14 protein-coding genes are annotated in these 18,858 nt (G+C 72.1%); 5 read left to right on the top strand and 9 right to left on the bottom strand.

The window, feature by feature from the left end:
- Positions 1-465: 465 nt before the first annotated feature.
- Complete coding sequence (locus tag AC07FK_RS26595; protein WP_479107465.1) at positions 466-1,701, top strand: MFS transporter; 1,236 nt, start codon at positions 466-468, stop codon at positions 1,699-1,701.
- Positions 1,702-1,767: 66 nt separating this feature from the next.
- Here AC07FK_RS26595 and AC07FK_RS26590 read toward each other — a convergent pair whose 3' ends face one another.
- The 3 genes from AC07FK_RS26590 to AC07FK_RS26580 form a co-directional block, all read right to left on the bottom strand.
- Positions 1,768-2,925: a winged helix DNA-binding domain-containing protein gene (locus tag AC07FK_RS26590; RefSeq protein WP_479107464.1), complete on the bottom strand. Its 1,158-nt coding sequence runs from the start codon at positions 2,923-2,925 to the stop codon at positions 1,768-1,770.
- Positions 2,926-3,028: 103 nt separating this feature from the next.
- Positions 3,029-3,442, bottom strand: coding sequence for a VOC family protein (locus tag AC07FK_RS26585; protein ID WP_479107463.1), 414 nt, complete (start codon positions 3,440-3,442; stop codon positions 3,029-3,031).
- A 138-nt stretch (positions 3,443-3,580) separates the two neighbouring features.
- Positions 3,581-4,066, bottom strand: a complete 486-nt coding sequence (locus tag AC07FK_RS26580) for a carboxymuconolactone decarboxylase family protein (protein ID WP_479107462.1) — start codon at positions 4,064-4,066, stop codon at positions 3,581-3,583.
- Positions 4,067-4,177: 111 nt separating this feature from the next.
- Between AC07FK_RS26580 and AC07FK_RS26575 the strand changes: the two genes are divergently transcribed.
- A complete protein-coding gene (locus AC07FK_RS26575; RefSeq protein WP_479107461.1) occupies positions 4,178-5,158 on the top strand; it encodes a pirin family protein in 981 nt (326 codons plus the stop codon).
- A gap of 10 nt (positions 5,159-5,168) precedes the next feature.
- Positions 5,169-5,510 (top strand): GNAT family N-acetyltransferase, encoded by a 342-nt coding sequence (locus tag AC07FK_RS26570; protein ID WP_479107460.1) that lies wholly within the window; start codon positions 5,169-5,171, stop codon positions 5,508-5,510.
- A 65-nt stretch (positions 5,511-5,575) separates the two neighbouring features.
- Here AC07FK_RS26570 and AC07FK_RS26565 read toward each other — a convergent pair whose 3' ends face one another.
- A complete protein-coding gene (locus tag AC07FK_RS26565) occupies positions 5,576-6,439 on the bottom strand; it encodes a hypothetical protein (protein ID WP_479107459.1) in 864 nt (287 codons plus the stop codon).
- Positions 6,440-6,837: 398 nt separating this feature from the next.
- On the opposite strand from AC07FK_RS26565, the gene AC07FK_RS26560 reads away from it, so the two are divergent.
- Both AC07FK_RS26560 and AC07FK_RS26555 read left to right on the top strand, forming a co-directional pair.
- Positions 6,838-8,937, top strand: coding sequence for a SpoIIE family protein phosphatase (locus AC07FK_RS26560; RefSeq protein WP_479107458.1), 2,100 nt, complete (start codon positions 6,838-6,840; stop codon positions 8,935-8,937).
- 96 nt (positions 8,938-9,033) lie between these two features.
- Positions 9,034-10,458 (top strand): amidase, encoded by a 1,425-nt coding sequence (locus AC07FK_RS26555; protein ID WP_479107457.1) that lies wholly within the window; start codon positions 9,034-9,036, stop codon positions 10,456-10,458.
- Between the two features lie 103 nt (positions 10,459-10,561).
- On the opposite strand, the gene AC07FK_RS26550 is transcribed toward AC07FK_RS26555, so the two are convergent.
- The 5 genes from AC07FK_RS26550 to AC07FK_RS26530 form a co-directional block, all read right to left on the bottom strand.
- A complete protein-coding gene (locus tag AC07FK_RS26550; protein WP_479107456.1) occupies positions 10,562-12,361 on the bottom strand; it encodes an ATP-binding SpoIIE family protein phosphatase in 1,800 nt (599 codons plus the stop codon).
- A 100-nt stretch (positions 12,362-12,461) separates the two neighbouring features.
- Positions 12,462-13,985 carry an acetaldehyde dehydrogenase ExaC gene (gene exaC / locus AC07FK_RS26545; protein ID WP_479107455.1) on the bottom strand — a complete coding sequence of 508 codons (1,524 nt, stop codon included), beginning with the start codon at positions 13,983-13,985 and terminating at the stop codon, positions 12,462-12,464.
- A gap of 190 nt (positions 13,986-14,175) precedes the next feature.
- Entirely contained in the window at positions 14,176-15,765 is a 1,590-nt protein-coding gene (locus tag AC07FK_RS26540) for a GMC family oxidoreductase (RefSeq protein WP_479107454.1), read from the bottom strand.
- Between the two features lie 21 nt (positions 15,766-15,786).
- On the bottom strand, positions 15,787-17,382 hold the full coding sequence (locus tag AC07FK_RS26535) for an APC family permease (RefSeq protein WP_479107453.1): 1,596 nt from the start codon (positions 17,380-17,382) through the stop codon (positions 15,787-15,789).
- A complete protein-coding gene (locus tag AC07FK_RS26530) occupies positions 17,379-18,848 on the bottom strand; it encodes an aldehyde dehydrogenase family protein (protein WP_479107452.1) in 1,470 nt (489 codons plus the stop codon). The genes AC07FK_RS26535 and AC07FK_RS26530 overlap by 4 nt, the downstream gene beginning before the upstream one ends.
- Positions 18,849-18,858 lie beyond the last annotated feature (10 nt).

Raw genomic sequence — 18,858 nt, 5'->3', positions numbered from 1 at the left:
AGTAAGCGTCAACTGCGCCGCCGGAATGCCGTGGTGCTCCGCAAAGTGCACGGGGAAACGCCGACGGTGTACCGATCGAGGTGATTGAACGCGTAATTGCGCGCGAACGTCTTGGAATCCCCCGCCGGTGGCCCGGGGTGCGCCCCGCGTTCCGTTCACGGGTGCTTGTTCTGCGCCGGTACCGGAATCCGCAGTGTGGCCGTCGCGGTTTTCGACCGAACCGCGGACTGCTTAATGTGAATTCTGTTCATCTTTTATCGGCCGCTTACGGCTGCGGTGACTTCCGGGGCTTCGGCGCTGTCGGCCACTCCGGCGTCGTGCGACGTACCGCGACGCGGGGGCGGCCGGACGGTCGGGGGCGACCCGGCGGGGCGAACGGTGGGAGCGGGTGCCCCTTGCCATGCCAAGTAAGAAGCGCGAAGCTCTACTGGTCCTTACTGAACGCTCGGAATGCGGAGCCCCGCCATGCCCCTTTTACCGGCCACCGGGCCGCAACGCGCCCTCGCCGCCTCCAACTTCGTCAACACCGTGGGCAGTGGTCTCTTCCTGACCGCCGGGGTCCTGTACTTCACCCAGGCGGTGCACCTGCCGGTGACCCGGGTGGGTCTGGGGCTGGGTGTCGCCGGCTTCGTCTCGCTGGCCGTGGGCATCGCCGTCGGCCACCTCGCGGACCGGTGCGAAGCACGCGGCGTCTACGCGGCCACCCTGGTCGTCCAGGCGGTGGCGACGGCGGGCTTCGTACTGGTGGACAGCTTCTGGCCGTTCGTCGTCACCGTGAGCTTGGCGGTCGGGGCGAAGGCGGCCGGTCAGGCGGCCCGCGCTCCGCTCATCAGGCACTACGGAGGAGACCGGCCGCAGGAGTTCCGCGCCCATCTCCGTGCCGTGACCAACATCGGCATCTCCCTCGGCGTCCTGCTGGCGGGCTGGGTCGTCCACATCGGCACGCTCACCGCCTATCACCTCCTGGTCGCCGGCAACGCGATCGCCTTCGCGGCCTCAGCGGCGATCCTGGTCCTCCTGCCACCGGTCACGAGCACGCCCGCGCCCGGCGGTCCCCGGTGGATCGCGCTGCGGGACCGGCCCTACCTGGTGATCACCGCCCTCGAAGGCGTCATGGCCATCCAGTTCAAGGTGCTCACGGTGGCCATTCCGCTCTGGCTCGTGGAGGCGACCACCGCACCGCACTGGCTCGTCGCCGGCACCATGCTCGTCAACACCGTCATGGTCGTCGCGTTCCAGGTGCGAACCAGTCGCGGCATCGACACGCCGGTGAAGGGCGCCGCCGCCTACCGCCGGTCGGGCGCGGCCTTCCTCGTCTCCTGCTCACTCGTCCCGTTGGCCGCCGGGATGCCGGCCTGGGTGGCCGCGACCCTGCTCGTGACCGCCGTGGTGGTGCATACGATCGGTGAACTGTGGCACTCCGCCGCGGGCTTCGAGGTGTCGTTCGTCCTGGCTCCGCGGCATGCCACCGGCCAGTACCTGGGCGTGTTCGGACTGGGCGCCGGGCTGGCCGAAGCGGTGGGGCCGGCTCTGCTCATCGCCCTGTGCCTCACCTGGGGCCGCCCCGGGTGGTACGTCGTGGGAGCGCTGTTCGCCCTGACGGGCCTGGCGGCGCCCCTGGCCGTTCGCGGGGCGCAGCGACACCCGGGCGGCGGGTCGGCCGCGCCCCTGGCGGCCGCGGAAAAGGCGCCGGCCGCCTGACGGCGTACGGTCGGCCGCTCCCCGGCCGGGCGGAGGCGGTCGTCGGCGTACGCGTGCGGGCCGGTCTCACGCGCTCGGGTCGTACGCCAGCAGCCGGGTTTCGGCGGCCGGCAGTCCCTTGGCCCACCAGTGGTCGTAGCGCCGGTACGCCCCGGGGTCACGGGCGGCGAGGAGCGCGGCCAGCGACCCGGCCTCCGCGGCCAGAGCCTCCCACGTGGCGGGGCCCAGCGTGTGGAAGGCGGTGGCCTCGATCCCTCCGCCGACGGGGCGCCAGACCCCGGCGACGTAACCGTCGACCAGCAGGGTGGGCAGCACATCGCCGTTGATGCGCGTCACGTGCTTGCGGTAGGCGGGTGGTACCACCCGGCTCCGGTCGGCGTAGGCCAGCAGAATGCTGTCCCACATCCCCAGCAGCCGCGGCGGCGCCGGGGTGACCCCGCTCGGCCGCGGTGCGCGGGGGACGTCGTACATCACCGTGCCGTCAGGGCCTTCCAGCTGTTCGAGCTCGTCGGTGAGCGCGGCCAACGCCGTTCTGATCCGGGCCCGCTGGATCATCGCGAACTGCGCCATGTCCGCCACCGACGCCGGCCCGAAGCCCTGCAGGTAGCGGCGGATCAGCGTCCGCAGGCCCGCGTCGGCGACGTCCGGGTCCGCCGGCGCCGGCGGCGTGCCGGCCGCCACGTACGACGGCCGGGTCCCGAACGACCAGGGCCCTCCCGTGCCCGCGTGCCACAGCGGCGCGTACTGCCGCAGCATCCGCTGCGCCGCCGGCGCCATCGGGGCGCCGAGCCGCTCCTCCAGCCGGGCCGCCAGCTCCGCGCCGGTCCGGGGGCGGTCGGCGAACTTCAGCAGGTCCGCGACGAGTACGGCGGTCCGGTCCGCCGTGAGCCCGGCCGCCCTGTAGCGCGCGTCACCGAGCCTGGAGGCGTACAGCGTCGGCTCCATGGCCTCACGGAAGGCCCGGTAGTCATCGACGTCGACCGCGTGGAGCGTGAGCCGTATCAGGGTCGCCTTGACCGTCCGGAACCCGGCCAGGGCCGCGTCGAGCGCGGCCGGGTCGAAGCCGCTCAGCCTGTTCCACAGCGCGATGTACGGCGATGCGGGCTGCTGCGCCTGCAGGGCGACCGCACGCCGTACACCGGCGGCGACGTCGAGCGTCTCGCGGCGGAGCAGCAACTGCCGGGCGAGGGTGGCGCGGTTGAGCGCGGGCGCGGAGATCGTCATACCGGGATTCTGTCCGCCCGCCGGGCGACGGGAAAGGCGGGCGCGGCACCCGCCGCCCGGGCGCCGCCGCCCACAGAACACCCAGACCGGGCCGCCGTCCGGGTTACGGCCGCTGGTTGACGTTGATCAGCCAGGTGATGCCGAAGCGGTCCGTGCACATGCCGAAGACATCGCCCCACATCTGCTTCTCCAGCGGGACGGAGACCGTACCGCTGCCGGAGAGCTTGTCCCAGTACCCGCTCAGTTCGCCGGAGTCCTCGCCGCTCACGCTCACCGCGATGTTGTTCCCCGGCTTGTGCTCCATGCCGGGCGGGACGTCGGCGCACATCAGGGTGAAGCCGCTGTCGGTCTCGAGCATGCTGTGCATGATCTTGTCGGAGGCGTCCGCGGCCTGCTCCTCGCCGAACTCGCCGTAGGTGTTGACCGTGAGGGTGCCGCCGAAGACCTCCTTGTAGAACTCCATGGCCTGCCGGGCTTCGCCGTCGAAGCTGATGTACGGATTGAGGCGAGAAGGCACGAGTCTCTCCGTTCCTGATGGAATGTCAGCTTCGACAGCCTAGGCGAGGAACCGCCGACAGGCGGGACGGCTCCCCGGTCGCCGCCTCGGCCGGCCGGGCCGGTGGGCGGACTCCTCACCCGCCGGCGGGGCAGGGGATCACGCCCGGGCGGTCGCGCGGACGGGGTGTCTGCTCAGGACGGAGACCCGGTTGAAGGCGTTGATCGTGATCGCCACCCAGATCACCGCCGAGATCTCGTCGTCGGTGAGGGCCCGGCGGGCCGCGTCGTACGCACGGTCCTGCGCGACGGCGTCCGCGGGCTCGGTGGTGGCCTCCGCCAGGGCGAGTGCCGCGCGCTCCCGCTCCGTGAACACGCCGGTGTCGCGCCAGGCGGCGAGCACGCCCAGGCGCTGGGCGGTCTCTCCGGCGCGTTGCGCGGCCCGGGTGTGGACGTCGAGGCAGTAGGCGCAGCGGTTGATCTGCGACACCCGGATGTTGATCAGTTCCACCAGCGTGCGGTCCAGTCCCGCGCCGGCGGCCACCGCGCGGACGGCTTCCGCCGTCCCGGCCAGTGCGTGGTACGCCTTCGGGCTCTGCTTGTCGATGAAGACCCGCCTGCTCACCGGGCCCGCCGCGTCACTCAATCTGAACTCCCTCACGGGCCGCCTCCGGCCGCTCGCCGTACCGTGCGCCTGAGGTCTATCATCGAATGTGCTTGTTGAATATGCAATTATCTCTGGGGAGAGGGGTGTGCGATGAGCAATGTGGAGACGGATCCCGCCGAGCTGCGCTGCGGCGACGAGCACCGTGACGCGGGGGCGCCGCGGGTCGACGTCCTCTCCGCGCGGGACGTGCCGCTGGGCGGTCCACGGGCGATGACGGTACGCCGCACCCTGCCCCAGCGGGCCCGCACGCTGATCGGCGCCTGGTGCTTCATCGACCACTACGGCCCCGACGACGTCGCCGAATCGGGCGGCATGGCCGTCCCGCCCCACCCCCACACGGGCCTGCAGACGGTGAGCTGGCTGTTCAGCGGGGAGATCGAGCACCGGGACAGCCTGGGCAGCCACGCCTTCGTACGGCCGGGTGAACTGAACCTCATGACCGGTGGGTACGGCATCAGCCACTCGGAGGTCTCCACCGCCCGCACCACCGTCCTGCACGGGGTCCAGCTGTGGGTGGCGCTTCCCGGCGAACACCGCGACGCCGCACGGGACTTCCAGCACTACGCACCCGAACCGGTGCGGGTGGACGGCGCCGAGGTCCGGGTGTTCCTGGGCGCGCTGGCGGGGGACACCTCTCCCGTCCGCACCTTCACGCCCCTGCTCGGCGCCGAACTCGTCCTCGCACCGCGTTCGGCCCTCACGCTCGAGACGCGGACGGACTTCGAGCACGGCCTTCTCGTCGACGAAGGACAGGTCGGCATGGCCGGAACGACGCTGCGCCGGGCCGAGTTGGGCTACCTCGCCCCGGGCGGCGGCACGCTGACGCTGTCGAACGACGCGGACACCGCCGCCCGGGTGATCCTGCTCGGCGGGACGCCGTTCGACGAGCAGATCGTCATGTGGTGGAACTTCGTCGGACGCAGCCACCAGGACATCGTCGAGGCGAGGGAAGCCTGGCAGAACGCGTCCGACCGCTTCGGCACGGTCGGCGGCCACGGTGGCATGCGCCTCCCGGCCCCCGCCCTTCCCCACGCCACCATCGCACCGCGCGCCAACCCGCCCCGCCGCTGAAAGGCACACGATGACGCAGCCCGCCACCGCTCCGACCGTCCGGCGAGTGCACTCCCGGCACCGGTACGAGATCCTCGCCGACGGCGTGAGCGCCGGTCACACCTCGTACCGCGACCGCGAGGACCAGCGCGTCTTCTACCACACCGAGATCGACGACGGCTTCGCCGGCCGGGGCCTGGCCGCGATCCTCGTCCGGCAGGCGCTGGAGGATGTGCGGAGCGCGGGCAAGCGCGTCGTGCCGGTCTGCCCCTATGTGGCGAAGTTCCTCGAGAAGCACGGCGAGTTCGCCGACGTCACCGACCCGGTGACGACCGGGACACTGCGGTGGCTGGACACCGCGCTGACCCGCTGACCGTCCGACCCGCCCGGGGGCGGTACGGGCGCGAGCCCCGCGACGCCCAGCGCCCCCCATGCGCCCTACGGGTTGGTGGTGACTTCGAAGCCCGCGCCGTAGACGTCCCCAGGGTCCGCCGCGTCCCGGGCGCGGAGGTCGGCAAGGATGTTCGCCGAGCTGGTGTAGACGTACGGGGGGAATCCGAGGATGCGGGCCTTCGTGATACCGGCCCACGGCCCGGCGGCCTGGAACCCGTTGGCCTCCGAGGGGTACGCGCTGCCCGGTACGTGCCGGACGGCCGGGCCGCCCGAGTCGCCCGCCTTGTGCGGGGCGTGCGACTGGTAGACACCGCCGGAGTTGTTCGTGATGCGCCCGTACCACACGCCCAACTGGCCGGACACGACCAGCTCGTTGTTGTCGAAGAGCCCGGCGCCGAGGAGGCGCTCGCTGTCGAGCGCGGGCTGCGGGGCGTTCGGGCTGACCGCGCCGCCGGGGACTTCCACCATGCCCGTCTGCTTCAGGTGCGGCCCCTGGGAGGAGAGCGTCACCTCGGGCACCAGCTCGATGATCATGTAGTCCTTGGTCGCGTGCCCCGTCATCGAGCCCTCGGCGCTCTTGAAGTACCGCACGTGACCGATCGGGCCGTACGCGAAGTCCTGGCGGTCGTACACGGGCGCGACGTTCTCGCGGATCTCGCGGTCCGCGTACTCGGCGCCTCCTCCGCAGTGGCCCGCCGATACGGCGATCCTGCGCCCGTAGTCGTCCGTTCCCACGGCCCCGATCGTGCAGAAGGCGTCGGGGGAGGCGGGGTGCGCGAACTGCATGGAGTTGTATACGCGCTTCGCCGCCCTCTCGCCCGGCTCCTGGGCCTGCGCCTGGGCCGCGCCGACCGCCATGGCGGCGGTGACGGCCAGAGCGGTGACGAGGGTGCGCAATGGTCCGAGCATGCGTGGATCCTGTCTGTCGGGGAGCGGGACGGCGAGGTCCGGGATCTCGACCGGGCCGGCCCTCGCCTCGGCGACGACACTCTCCCGTGGCGGCCCGCCGGGGGGCCCGGTCGTCGCAAGTTGGCCGGATCGCCATGGTCGGGTGCTCCCCGCCGGCCGGGGCCGCGGCACGTCATGCACGCGGCCGCCCGCCGCTGCGGGTGATCGGCCGGCGGCCGGCGGTGAGGCGGACGCCGGTGCGAGAGCGGTCCGGGAACACCGGGGCGACCATGGAAGGTATGGAGGCAGCGCAGACGGCGGCCGCTGCGGCGGGCGATTCCCCGCCCGAACCGCAGCGCGATTCCCGTGCGCCGGCGGCGGCGGGAAAGGTGCGGCCGCGGGAAGCGGGGAGGCGCGGGATGAATGAGCCGAACCCGGTCGAGGAGCTCGTCAGCGGCGCGGCCCAGGACGCCGGCGGCTGGCTGGGCGCGCTGCCGGTGGCGCAGGTGGCCACCAGCGCCGACGGAACGATCGTCCGGTGGAACCGGGCCGCCGAGGGGCTGCTCGGCTACAGCCCGCAGGAGGTGACCGGACGGCACATCGCCGAGCTGCTGCACCCGGGCGCGGACAGGAGCCTGGGCCGGTCGTTGTGGGAGGCGGCGTCCGGCGGGCGCGGGGTCATGGGCACGGTCACCGCCTGGCACCGCGACGGGCACCCCGTCGAGCTGGAGATCTGGGCCACCCCCGTCACCGACCGGCACGACGACGCCTCCACGATGCTGCTGTTCGCCGCCGAGGCCCACGCGGCCCGCCGTATTCGCGGATCGTCGGCGGTGTGGGACGGTCTTTTCGCCCGTTCCCCGGTCGGCATCGCCATCCTGGACACGCAGCTGCGGTTCCTCCGGGTCAACCGGGCCCTGGAGCGGATGAACGGCCTGTCGGAGTCGGCCCACGTCGGCCGGCGCCTGTCCCAGCTCCTGCCCGAGGTGAACGCCGAGGACATGGAAAGCGCGATGCGGCAGGTCGTGGACGGCGGGGAGCCGGTCCTCGACCGCCGCCGCATCGGCCGCACCCCCGCCGCGCCCGATCACGACCGGGTGTGGTCGTGCTCGTACGTACGCGTGGAGGACCCGGGCGGCCGGCCCATCGGAGTCATCGCCTCGCTGCTCGACATCACCGACCAGCAGCGCGCCCACACCGAGGCCGAGGCGGGACGGCGCAGGCTCGCACTGCTCAGCGAGGCGTCCATCCGGATCGGTTCCAGCCTGGAGCTGGAGCGCACCGCGCAGGAACTCGCCGATCTCGCCGTCCCCGGCCTCGCCGACGCGGTCACGGTCGACGTCCTGGACACGCTCGCCCACGGCGACGAGCCGGGCATGGGCCTCGCCGGCGGCGTCTCCCTGCGCCGCCTGGGCAAGGCCCCGCTGACCGGCTCCCCGGTCACCGACGTCCTGGCCCCCCTCGGCCGCACCCTCGTCTTCCCGGGCGCCGCGCCCTACACCCAGGCGCTCTCCGACCGCCAGCCGTTTCTGCTGGCCCGCCTCGACGAGAAGGCGATCGCCCCCGCCGCCCGCCACACCAGCAGGCCCGCGCAGCTGCTGCGGCTGGGCGTGCACTCGTTCATGATGGCCCCGCTCTTCGCGCGGGACCTGGTGCTCGGCGTGGCGACGTTCTACCGCACCCGTCCCACCGGTCAGTTCACCGCCGACGACGTGACGCTGGCCGGCGAGCTGGCCGCCCGTGCCGCCCTCAGCATCGACAACGCCCGCCTCTACCACCGGGAACACGACACCGCCCTGACCCTCCAGCGGAGCATGCTGCCGCAGCACATCACCGCGCCCCCCGGGATCGAGGTCGCCCACCGGTACCTGCCCGCCAGCGACGTCAACGAGGTCGGCGGCGACTGGTACGACGTGCTGCACCTGCCCGACGGAAAGGCGGCCCTGCTCATCGGCGACGTCATGGGCCACGGCATCCGGGCCGCCGCCGTGATGGGACGGCTCTCCGCCAGCGTCCGGGCTCTGGCCCGGCTCGACCTCGAGCCCGAGGAACTGCTCTACCAGCTGGAAGCGGCGCTCGACGACCTCGCCGAGCCGATGCTCGCCACCTTCCTCTACGCCGTGATCGACGTGGCCACCGGGCAGTGCCGGATGACCCGGGCCGGTCACCCGCCGCCGGCCACCGTCGGTCCCGACGGCGCCGTCCACCTCCTCGACCTGCCGCCCGGCACGCCGCTCGGCGTCGGCGGCACCCGCTTCACCACCACCGAGACCACTCTGGAACCGGGCAGCCTCCTCGTCCTGTACACCGACGGCCTCATCGAGGCCCGTGACAGCGACATCGACCAACGTCTCGCCGAACTCACCCATGCGCTCGCCCAGCCCCACCCGTCCCTGCCCGGACTGTGCGACAGCCTGCTCACTTATCTCGTGCCGGGTTCGGCCGACGACGACATCGCCCTGCTGATCGCTCGTTACACCGGCCGCCCGACCGCTTCCCACCCGGACGAGGAGCCGTGAGGACACGGACACGAGCCGGCCGGGACCCCTCGCGTGTTACCCGTCGGTAGGCCATGATGTCGGGCAACAACCACACGGCCGGGGGCTGAGGCAGCGGTGACGACGTACGACGAGCAGGCAACGGTGCACGCCTTCCGGGACGACGCCCTGGGAGAGCACGACGCTGTCGGTCTCGCCGAGGCGATCCGGCGGGGTGAGGTCAGTGCCGCCGAGGCGGCCGGGGCCGCGGCGGAGCGGGTACGCGCGGTCGAGGCGCGGCTCAACGCGGTCCAGGTCCACGCCGACGTCCCGGCGCACCTCACCGGGGCGGACGGCGCCTTCGCCGGGGTGCCGACCTTCGTCAAGGACAACACCGACTACCTGGGACTGCCCACCGGCCACGGCAGCGCGGCCTTCACACCGCGCGCCGCGCGACGGCATGCTCCGTTCGGCCGGCAGTTCCTGAGCAGCGGCGTCACGGTGCTGGGCAAGACCCGGCTGCCCGAGTTCGGGTTCAGCCCCACCACGGAGTACGAGGGCGCCGAACCGGTCCGCAACCCCTGGAACACTGCGTACTCGGCGGGCGGTTCGTCGGGCGGCAGCGCGGCGCTCGTCGCCGCCGGCGCGGTGCCGATCGCGCACGCCAACGACGGCGGCGGCTCCATCCGGATCCCCGCCGCCTGCTGCGGGCTCGTCGGTCTCAAGCCGACCCGCGGCCGGGTCGTGGCGAACGCCCAGAGCCGTCAGCTGCCGGTCGACATCGTCTCCGACGGTGTCCTGAGCCGTTCGGTGCGGGACACCGCCGTGTTCCTCGCCGCCGCCGAGCGGTACTGGCGCAATCCGAAGCTGCCGCCGGTCGGGCTGGTCGAAGGCCCTTCGGCCCGGCGGTTGCGCGTCGGGTTCCTGCTGGACTCGCCGAACGGTGTCCGCTCCGACGCCGCCATCCGGGCGGCCGTCACGCGGACCGTGACCGCGCTCGAACGGCTCGGCCACACCGTGGAGCCGGTGGAGCCGGCCATCGACCCGCGCTTCACCGACGACTTCCTCACCTACTGGGGAATGCTGTCGTTCCTCCTCGGCGCCACCGGCCGCACCCTCGGCCCCGACTTCGACCGGCGCCGCATGGACGGCCTCAGCCGGGGGCTGCGCGAGACGTACCTCAAGAACTGGCACGGCACTCCGGGCGTGCTGCGGAGGCTGAAGCGTACGAGGGAGGCGTACGCGGCGGCGTTCCGCGGGCTCGACCTCGTTCTTTCCCCCGTACTCGCCCACACCACGCCGCCGCTCGGACATCTCAGCCCGGCCGTTCCCTGCCCGACGCTGATCGAACGGATCCTCGCCTACGTCGCGTTCACGCCGGTCGACAACGTCGTCGGTACTCCGTCGATCTCGGTGCCCGCCGCGAGCGCGGCCGAGGGCGGGCTGCCCGTCGGTGTCATGTTCTCCGGCCGCCCCGGCAGCGAACGGACGCTGCTGGAGCTCGCGTTCGAGCTGGAGGCGGACCGTCCTTTCCGGCGCATCCAGGACGGCCCGGCCTCGTGATCACCGGCCGGGCACGGCACCGCCCCGCCGGACCGCCTCGTGCGGAGGTCGAGGAGGCCGAGGAGGCCGAGGAGGCCGAGGAGTTTCAGGAGGCCGAGGGGTGCTAGGAAGGCATGTTCTGCTCCGCCCAGACCACCTTGCCGGTGACGGTCCGGCAGGAACCCCACCTGCGGCACAGCATGTTGATGAGCTGAAGCCCCCGGCCGCCCTCGTCGCTGACCTCCGCGTGCTGGATCTGGGGCAGGTCGGGGCCCGTGTCGGAGACCTCCACGACCAGGCGTTCGCCGCGCATCAGCCGCAGCTGACCGGGGCCGTTCCCGTACCGCAGCGCGTTGCCCACGAGCTCGGAGACGACGAGTTCGCACACGTCGGCGAGCTCCCCGAGGCCCCACTCGGCGAGCTGGCCGGTGACGAGGCCACGGGCGGCGGAGGCCGCGGGGCCGTCCTTCGGCAGATCCCACACGCGCAGATCGCCGGGCGGGAGGGAGGAGCCCGCCGCGATGAGGAGCACGGCCTCGTCGAACCGCGCGGCGCCGGCGGGTGCGCAGTCCAGCAGACGCCCCGCCGCGAGCGCCCCGGGGGCGAGGCCGAGCGCCGCTGTGCGCAGGCGGTCCAGCTGGGAGTCCAGGTCCTCGGTCCGGGACTTGAGGAGTCCATCGGTGTACATGACAAGGTGGCTGCCGTCCGGAACCCGCAGCCGCAACGGGTCGTACGGGATCACACCCGCCCCGAGCGGCGCCCCGGTCGGCACCTCCACGAAGGAGGCGGAGCCCGGCCCGTCGACCAGCAGGGGCGGCAGGTGTCCGGCGCTGGCGAGGGTGTAGGTGGAGTCGGCCGGGTCGTAGACCGCGCACAGGCACGTCGCGACCTGTTCGTCCTCCAGGTCGCGGGTGGCCAGGTCGAGTCGCGCCAGGATGCGTTCCGGGGCCATGTCCAGGGTCATCAGGGTGCGGGAGACCGCCCGCAGCCGGCCCATGGTGGCGGCGGCGGGCAGCCCGTGCCCCATGACGTCACCGACCACGAGGGCCGTGCGTCCGCCGGGCAGGGCCACGGCGTCGTACCAGTCGCCCCCCACGCCGTGACCGGCGGTGGACGGCGCGTACTCGGAGTGCACCCGCAGGCCCGGCGTCGACGGGGTCCCGCGCGGCAGGAGACTGCGCTGCAGTGAGACGACGTGCTCGCGCTCGCGTCCGTACATGCGGGCGTTGTCGATGAAGACGGCCGCCTTGGAGGCGAGCTGTTCCGCCAGGGCCAGATCCGTGGAGGAGAACGGCGGCGTGCCGGGGCCCCGGACGAAGTCGGCGCTGCCGAGCAGCACCCCCCGGGCGATCAGGGGCACGGCCAGGTAACTGTGCACCCCGGCGGCGCTCATCTTCACGGCCGCGCTCGCGGAGGGCGCGACGCGGACGAAGTCGTCGTCCCGCATCCGGCTGAGCAGGACCGGCTTGCCCTGGCGCAGGCAGTATCGGTGGAGGAGAGTCTCGTGCTGCGTGTCGCCGCGGACGAAGGTTTCCCCCACCGGCGTCGGCTCCAGGGAGGACAGCTCCTCGATGGCGCACAGTGCCGTGGCCCGCATGGCGGGGATGCCCGTCCCGGTCCACCGGGCGCCCTCGTCGCCGCGCAGTACGCTCTCGAGGATGTCGACGGCCGCGCCGTCGGCGAACCGGGGCACGGTGAACTCGGCAAGCTCCCTGGCGGTGCGCTCCAGGTCCAGGGTGGTGCCGATCCGGGAGGTGGCGGAGTTCAGCCAGGCGAGGCGACTGCGCGTGGTGAACTGGTCCGGCGGCACGAGGCCCCTGCCCCGGCGGAAGCGCGGGCCCGCGCTCCCGGAGCGGTGCGCGGACGCACCGCCGCCTGTCGAGGCCCGGCTGGTCAGGCGCCGTTTGCGGCCGCCGCCGTTCACCGATCCGGCCTCCCGTCGTCTCGATGCCCTTTGCTGCACAGTGTGCCTTGGAAGGGGCCGCCACGCTCCCCGAACGGCAGGGCGGAAAGCACACGTGCCCCTAGAAGAACCCGAGCTTCTTCGGCGAGTACGACACCAGCAGGTTCTTCGTCTGCTGGTAGTGCTCCAGCATCATCTTGTGGTTCTCCCGGCCGATGCCCGACTGCTTGTACCCGCCGAAGGCCGCGTGCGCCGGGTACGCGTGGTAGCAGTTCGTCCAGACGCGTCCGGCCTGGATCGCGCGCCCCGCCCGGTACGCCGTGTTGATGTCCCGCGTCCAGACGCCGGCCCCCAGGCCGTACAGCGTGTCGTTTGCGGTCCTCATCGCGTCCTCGAAGTCGGAGAAGGACGTCACGGCGACGACGGGGCCGAAGATCTCCTCCTGGAAGACGCGCATGCGGTTGTCGCCCTCGAAGATCGTCGGCTGGACGTAGTAGCCGCCGGCCATGTCCCCGCCGGGTTCCAGCCGCCGGCCTCCCGTCAGGACCTTGGCGCCCTCCTGCTGCCCGATCTCCACGTACGACAGGATCTTGTGCAGCTGGTCGCCGGACGCCTGGGCGCCGATCATCGTGTCGGTGTCCAGCGGGTGGCCCGGCGTGATCTGTTCCGTACGGGCGACCGCCGCCTCCAGGAAGTCGCTGTAGTGGCCGCCCTGGATCAGCGCGCGCGACGGGCAGGTGCACACCTCGCCCTGGTTGAGCGCGAACATCGTGAAGCCTTCTAGCGCCTTGTCGCGCAGGTCGTCGTCGACGTTCCAGACGTCGTCGAAGAAGATGTTCGGACTCTTGCCGCCCAGCTCCAGCGTCACCGGCCGGAGGTTCTCGGCGGCGTACCCCATGATCAGCCGACCCGTCGCCGTCTCGCCCGTGAAGGCGATCTTCGCGACGCGCGGGCTGGACGCCAGCGGTTTCCCGGCCTCCTCGCCGAACCCGTTCACGATGTTGACCACGCCCGGCGGCAGCAGGTCGGCGACCAGACTCATCCAGTAGTGGACGGACGCGGGCGTCTGCTCGGCCGGTTTCAGCACGACCGCGTTTCCGGCGGCCAGCGCCGGCGCCAGCTTCCACGTCGCCATCAGAAGGGGGAAGTTCCACGGAATGATCTGCGCGACCACACCGAGCGGCTCGTGGAAGTGGTACGCGACGGTGTCGTCGTCGACCTCGCTGAGCGCACCCTCCTGCGCCCTGAGTACGCCCGCGAAGTACCGGAAGTGGTCGATGGCGAGCGGGATGTCGGCCGCCAGGGTCTCCCTGACCGGCTTCCCGTTCTCCCAGCTCTCCGCGACCGCCAGCTCCTCCAGGCGCGCCTCCATGCGGTCGGCGATCCTCAGCAGGACGTTCGCGCGGTCGCCCGCCGCCGTACGCCCCCACCCGGGAGCGGCGGCGTGCGCCGCGTCGAGGGCGAGTTCGACGTCCTCGGCGGAGCTGCGGGCGACCTCCGTGAAGGGGCGGCCGTTCACGGGGCTCGGGTTCTCGAAATACCGGCCGCGGACCGGCGGGACGTACGCGCCGCCGATCCAGTTGTCGTAACGGGGCTGGTACGAGACGATCGCGCCCTCGCTGCCGGGCGCGGAGTAACGGGTCATCGCGGTGGCCTCCCTCCGGCGCCGCCCGCCGTCGGGCGGCACTCGGCGCGAGGCTAGGAGGCCGTACGTTGCGACCGGGTTGCGGCGGCGGGCCGGCGCGGGCGGTGGCCGGCCCGCAGTGGTCCGGCGTGCCCGGCCGTGACCCCGCGTGCCGTGCCGCGTCCGCCGGATCGCGGGTCCGCCCGCTCGGTCACCTCGCCCTGATCATGTCGGCGCACTTCTCACCGATCATCATCGTGGTGATGCAGGGGTTGACCGCCGGCAGGAAGGGCATCACCGAGGCGTCGGCCACCCGAAGCCCCGCGACGCCCTTGACCCGCAGCTGCGGATCGAGCGGCGAGCGGGCGTCGTCCGCCGCACCCATCCGCACCGTCCCGGCCGGGTGGTAGACGGTGTTGTGGGTCTCGCGGATGTACGCGAACAACTCCTCGTCGGTCGTGGCCCCCGGGCCGGGCGCGAGCTCGGCGCCCGTCCACTCGGCCATCGGCGCCTGTGCGGCGATCTCGCGTGCGAGCCGCAGCCCGTACGTCATCACCCGGACGTCGTGCTCGTGCGTGAAGTACCGGGGGTCGACCTTCGGTTTGTCGCGGTGGTCGCGGCTGCGCAGCCGTACCGTTCCCATGGAGCGCGCCCGGGTGACGTTCGGCGTGAGGCAGAAGGCGTTGTCCGTGGTCGGATAGCCGCGCCGGTAGGTGTTCAGGTCGAAGGGCACGGAGCCGTAGTGGAACATCAGGTCCGGCCGGTCCAGACCGGGCTGAGTGTCGGCGAAGATGCCGATCTCCCACCACTGGGTGGACGACGTGACCATGGGCTGCTTCGCCTCCCACATGATCACGCCCTCCGGGTGGTCCTGGAGATGCGATCCGACGCCGGGGGAGTCGACCCGTACATCGACGCCGCAGTCGCGCAGGTGCCCGGCCGGTCCGATGCCCGACAGCATGAGCAGCTTCGGCGAGTCGATGGCGCCGCAGGCGACGATCACCTCACGCCGGGCCGTGACCGCGCCGGTGTGGATGGTGTCGGGTTCCAGGTACTCGACACCGGTGCAGCGGCGGCCGGCGGGAGCGCCGCCGCTTCCGTTCTCGTCGTCGAACAGCAGCCGTCTGGCCTGCAGCCCGGTGCGCACCTCCAGGTTCGGCCGCTTGCCGAGCACCGGGTGGAGGTACGAGACCGAGGCGGACGACCGGGTGCCGTCGGGGCGGGAGTTGATCTGGAACCAGTGGGCGCCGCGCACGACCGTCGTCCCGGAGTTGAACGGTGTGGTGGGAATGCCGGCGGCCACACACGCTTCGAGCAGCGCCGCGCCGCACGGGTCCTTGGCCGGGACGGTACGGATGGTCACCGGGCCCGAGCGGCCGTGGTGGTCGCCGGGCGCGTCGTTGGTCTCCAGCCGCTGGTAGAGGGGGAAGCAGTCCGCCGCGCTCCAGCCCGTGCAGCCGAGCGCGCCCCACTCGTCGAGGTCTTCGGCCGGCGCCCAGAAGGCGATGCAGGAGTTGTGCGAGGAGCAGCCGCCGAGCACCTTCGCGCGGGCGTGCCGCATGAAGCTGTTGCCGTTCTCCTGGGGCTCCACCGGGTAGTCCCAGTCGTAACCGGACTCCAGCAGGGCCATCCACCGGTCCAGCCGCAGGATGTTGTCGTCTCCCACGTCCGAGGGGCCGGCCTCCACCACGCAGACGGTGACGTCCGGGTCCTCGGTCAGCCGTGCGGCGACGACGGCTCCGGCCGTACCGCCTCCGACCACGACGTAGTCGTACACGGCCGACGGGTTCACTGCGGGCATCGCGTCTCCAGAGTCAGCGGGTCACGGGGCGGCCGACGGCGGGGGAAGGGCGCCCCCGGCGTCGAAGCGGTGCTCGTCCAGGACGCCGGTCTTGTGCCGCTGTACGAACCAGTAGTAGGCGAAGCCGCCGAGGGCGACGATGCCGATGAAGAGGAACGCGCCCCACCGCAGGTACCAGTGCTGCGGCCCGGTGGCGTTGTAGACCTCGGCGCGCGGCCAGGCGAGGTTGACCGCCATGGCCAAGCCCCACAGGACGGCGGCGATGTTGACCGGCAGTCCGAACCTGCCGAGCGAGAAGTTGCCCTCCGCCGGCTGCCACTGGCCGCGCAGCCGCTTGAGCAGCATGGGCGCGGTGACCATGAGGTAGGCCACGTAGATCATGATGATCGCGATGCTCGTGATCACGGAGAAGATCTGCGGCTGGTTGATGTTGATCACCAGGATGACGACGGCCACCACGCCGATCAGCACGGCGGGCACCACGGGCGTCTGGAACCGGGGGCTGACCCGGGCGAGCCGGGAGCCCGCCGGCAGGTTGTTGTCCCGGGCCATGGCGAACATCAGCCGGATGCCGGCGGCGTGCACGGCCAGCACGCAGACCGTGATGGCGACGACCACGGCCCACAGGAAGATCTCGCCGATCGTCGAGCCGAGCGTTTCCAGCACGACGTACTGCAGACCGCCCGTGGACAGCTCCTCCGCGGCCAGGTCCGGCACGGCCATCAGGGCGAACAACAGGATGAGCCCGCCGATGAGGAAGGAGGCGACGAGCGCCCTCAGGATGGCGTGGGGCGCGTTCTTGCCGGGGTTGTGCGACTCCTCGCCGAGCGACGACGCCGTGTCGAAGCCGTACATGACGTACGCGGAGGCCAGCGAGGCGGTCAGGAACGCGCCGAAGTAGCCGAGGCTCTGGCCGCTGCCGAGGCCGTACGTCTCCGTCAGGACGCTGCTGGGGCCCCGGGTGATGTGCGCCGCCAGGAAGACGATCAGTGCGACGGCGGCGATCAGCTCGATGAACACGCCCGCGGAGTTGATCCGGGCCATGAGCTTGACGCCGAAGGCGTTGATGACGGTCGAGAAGAGCACCAGGACCGAGCCGAGGAGCACCGCGTTGGCCGCCGCGTCGGTCTTGCCGCTGCCGTCGCCGACGAACTGGAACCAGTCGTCGATCTGCGGCAGGGTGATCTGGTACGCGAGGGCCACGGCCGACAGCGTCACCATGGTGGCCGTCATCATCATCCAGCCGCCCAGCCAGCCGATGTGCGGGCCGCCCATGGTCTTGGCCCAGTTGTAGACCGAGCCCGCGACGGGATACCGGGCGGCCAGCTCGCAGAAGCACAGCGCCACCATGAGCTGGCCGGCGAAGACCATCGGCCACGACCACCAGTACGCGGGGCCGCCGAAGGACACGCCGAAGTAGAAGAGCTGGAAGGTGCCGGTCAGGATCGAGATGTAGCTGACCCCGGCGGCGAAGGTGTGGAAGTTGCCCAGGGTGCGCTTGAGTTCCGGGCGGTAGCCCAGCTCCCCGAGGGCGTCGTCGTCGTGCTGGGTCTGGGTGCGCGCGGCGGTCTGGGGCTCGGGGGCTTCCGGCGCCCCTCCGGCGGCGTTCGTACTCATTCGAACCACCTCTGCGGAGCCGGGGCGAGGTTGCGCCAGATGTGTTTGGCCTCCTGGTACTCCGCCAGTCCGGCCGGTCCCAGTTCGCGGCCGAAGCCGGACTGCTTCATTCCGCCCCATTCGGCCTGGGGCACGTACGGGTGGAAGTCATTGATCCACAGGGTCCCGGCACGCACCCGGGACGCCACCCGCTGACCCCGCGCCACGTCCTCGGTCCAGACCGCGCCGGTCAGCCCGTAGACGGTGTCGTTGGCGAGTGCGACGGCCTCGGCCTCGTCCCGGAACGTCTCGACGGTGAGCACCGGGCCGAACGACTCGTCCTGCACCACGGACATGCCGGGCGTGCAGTCGTCCAGCACGGTCGGCAGGTAGTAGTAGCCGTCCCGGAGGGCCGGGTCGTCGGGCCGGGCCCCGCCGCAGCGCAGTACCGCGCCCTCCGCGACCCCCGCCGCGACGTACGCCTCGACCTTGTCGCGGTGGGCGGCGGAGATCAGCGGTCCGGTACGGGCGTTCTCGTCGAAGGGGCCGCCGATCGGGATCGCCCGCGCGCGCCGCACCAGTTCCCCGACGAACGCGTCGTGTAGCTCGTCCTGCACCAGCAGCCGGGCGCCGGCCGAACACACCTGACCGGAGTGCAGGAAGACGGCCATCAGGGCATGGTCGACGGCCGCTTCGAAGTCGGCGTCGGCAAAGACGATGTTGGGGTTCTTGCCGCCCAGCTCAAGGGCGACCTTCTTGACCGTCGGGGCGGCGGCCGCCATGATGCGGCGCCCGGTGGCGAGCCCGCCGGTGAACGACACCATGTCGACCCGGGGGTCCTCGGTCAGCGGGGCCCCCGCGGCCGGCCCGGCGCCGAGGACGAGGTTCGCGACACCGTCGGGCAGCCCCGCCTCGGCGAGCAGCTTCATCAGCATGACGGCGGTGTGCGGGGTCAGCTCGCTGGGTTTGAGTACGAACGTGTTGCCCGCTCCGAGCGCCGGAGCGACCTTCCAGGCGGTCTGCAGGAGCGGGTAGTTCCACGGAGTGATCAGCGCGCAGACGCCCACCGGCTCGTGCACCACTCTGCTGTCCACGCCCTTGTTGCCCGTGTCGACGATCCGGTCGGAGCCGCCGGAGGCCGTCAGGTTGCCGAAATAGCGGAAGCAGTTCGCGATGTCGTCCATGTCGTACTCGCTCTCGACGAGCCGCTTCCCGGTGTCCAGGGACTCGGCTCGCGCGAAGGCGTCCTTGTCGCGCTCCAGCAGTGCGGCGACCCGCAGCAGCAGCGCCCCCCGTTCGGCGGCAGGGGTCGTCGGCCAGGGGCCGCTGTCGAACGCGTCCCGCGCCGCGACGACGGCCGCCGCGACGTCCTTGGGGCCCGCTTCGTCGACGGTCGCCACCAGGGAACCGTCGGCGGGGCAGCGGATCTCGCGCACCCCTCCGTCGGCGGCGGCGGTCCAGGCGCCGCCGATGAACAGCTCCGGCATGGGGGCTCCT

It is taken from the genome of Streptomyces sp. NPDC046122, assembly GCF_056429965.1.
Note: the sequence above shows the minus strand (reverse complement) of the source record. Positions and strands in the feature narration are given on the sequence as shown.

What these genes read in the sequence shown, in the direction of transcription:
- AC07FK_RS26595 (WP_479107465.1), top strand. Translation starts at nt 466, where the DNA reads ATGCCCCTTTTACCGGCCACCGGGCCGCAACGCGCCCTCGCCGCCTCC.
- AC07FK_RS26590 (WP_479107464.1), bottom strand. Translation starts at nt 2,925, where the DNA reads ATGACGATCTCCGCGCCCGCGCTCAACCGCGCCACCCTCGCCCGGCAG.
- AC07FK_RS26575 (WP_479107461.1), top strand. Translation starts at nt 4,178, where the DNA reads ATGAGCAATGTGGAGACGGATCCCGCCGAGCTGCGCTGCGGCGACGAG.
- AC07FK_RS26570 (WP_479107460.1), top strand. Translation starts at nt 5,169, where the DNA reads ATGACGCAGCCCGCCACCGCTCCGACCGTCCGGCGAGTGCACTCCCGG.
- AC07FK_RS26565 (WP_479107459.1), bottom strand. Translation starts at nt 6,439, where the DNA reads ATGCTCGGACCATTGCGCACCCTCGTCACCGCTCTGGCCGTCACCGCC.
- AC07FK_RS26560 (WP_479107458.1), top strand. Translation starts at nt 6,838, where the DNA reads ATGAATGAGCCGAACCCGGTCGAGGAGCTCGTCAGCGGCGCGGCCCAG.
- exaC (WP_479107455.1), bottom strand. Translation starts at nt 13,985, where the DNA reads ATGACCCGTTACTCCGCGCCCGGCAGCGAGGGCGCGATCGTCTCGTAC.
- AC07FK_RS26540 (WP_479107454.1), bottom strand. Translation starts at nt 15,765, where the DNA reads ATGCCCGCAGTGAACCCGTCGGCCGTGTACGACTACGTCGTGGTCGGA.
- AC07FK_RS26535 (WP_479107453.1), bottom strand. Translation starts at nt 17,382, where the DNA reads ATGAGTACGAACGCCGCCGGAGGGGCGCCGGAAGCCCCCGAGCCCCAG.
- AC07FK_RS26530 (WP_479107452.1), bottom strand. Translation starts at nt 18,848, where the DNA reads ATGCCGGAGCTGTTCATCGGCGGCGCCTGGACCGCCGCCGCCGACGGA.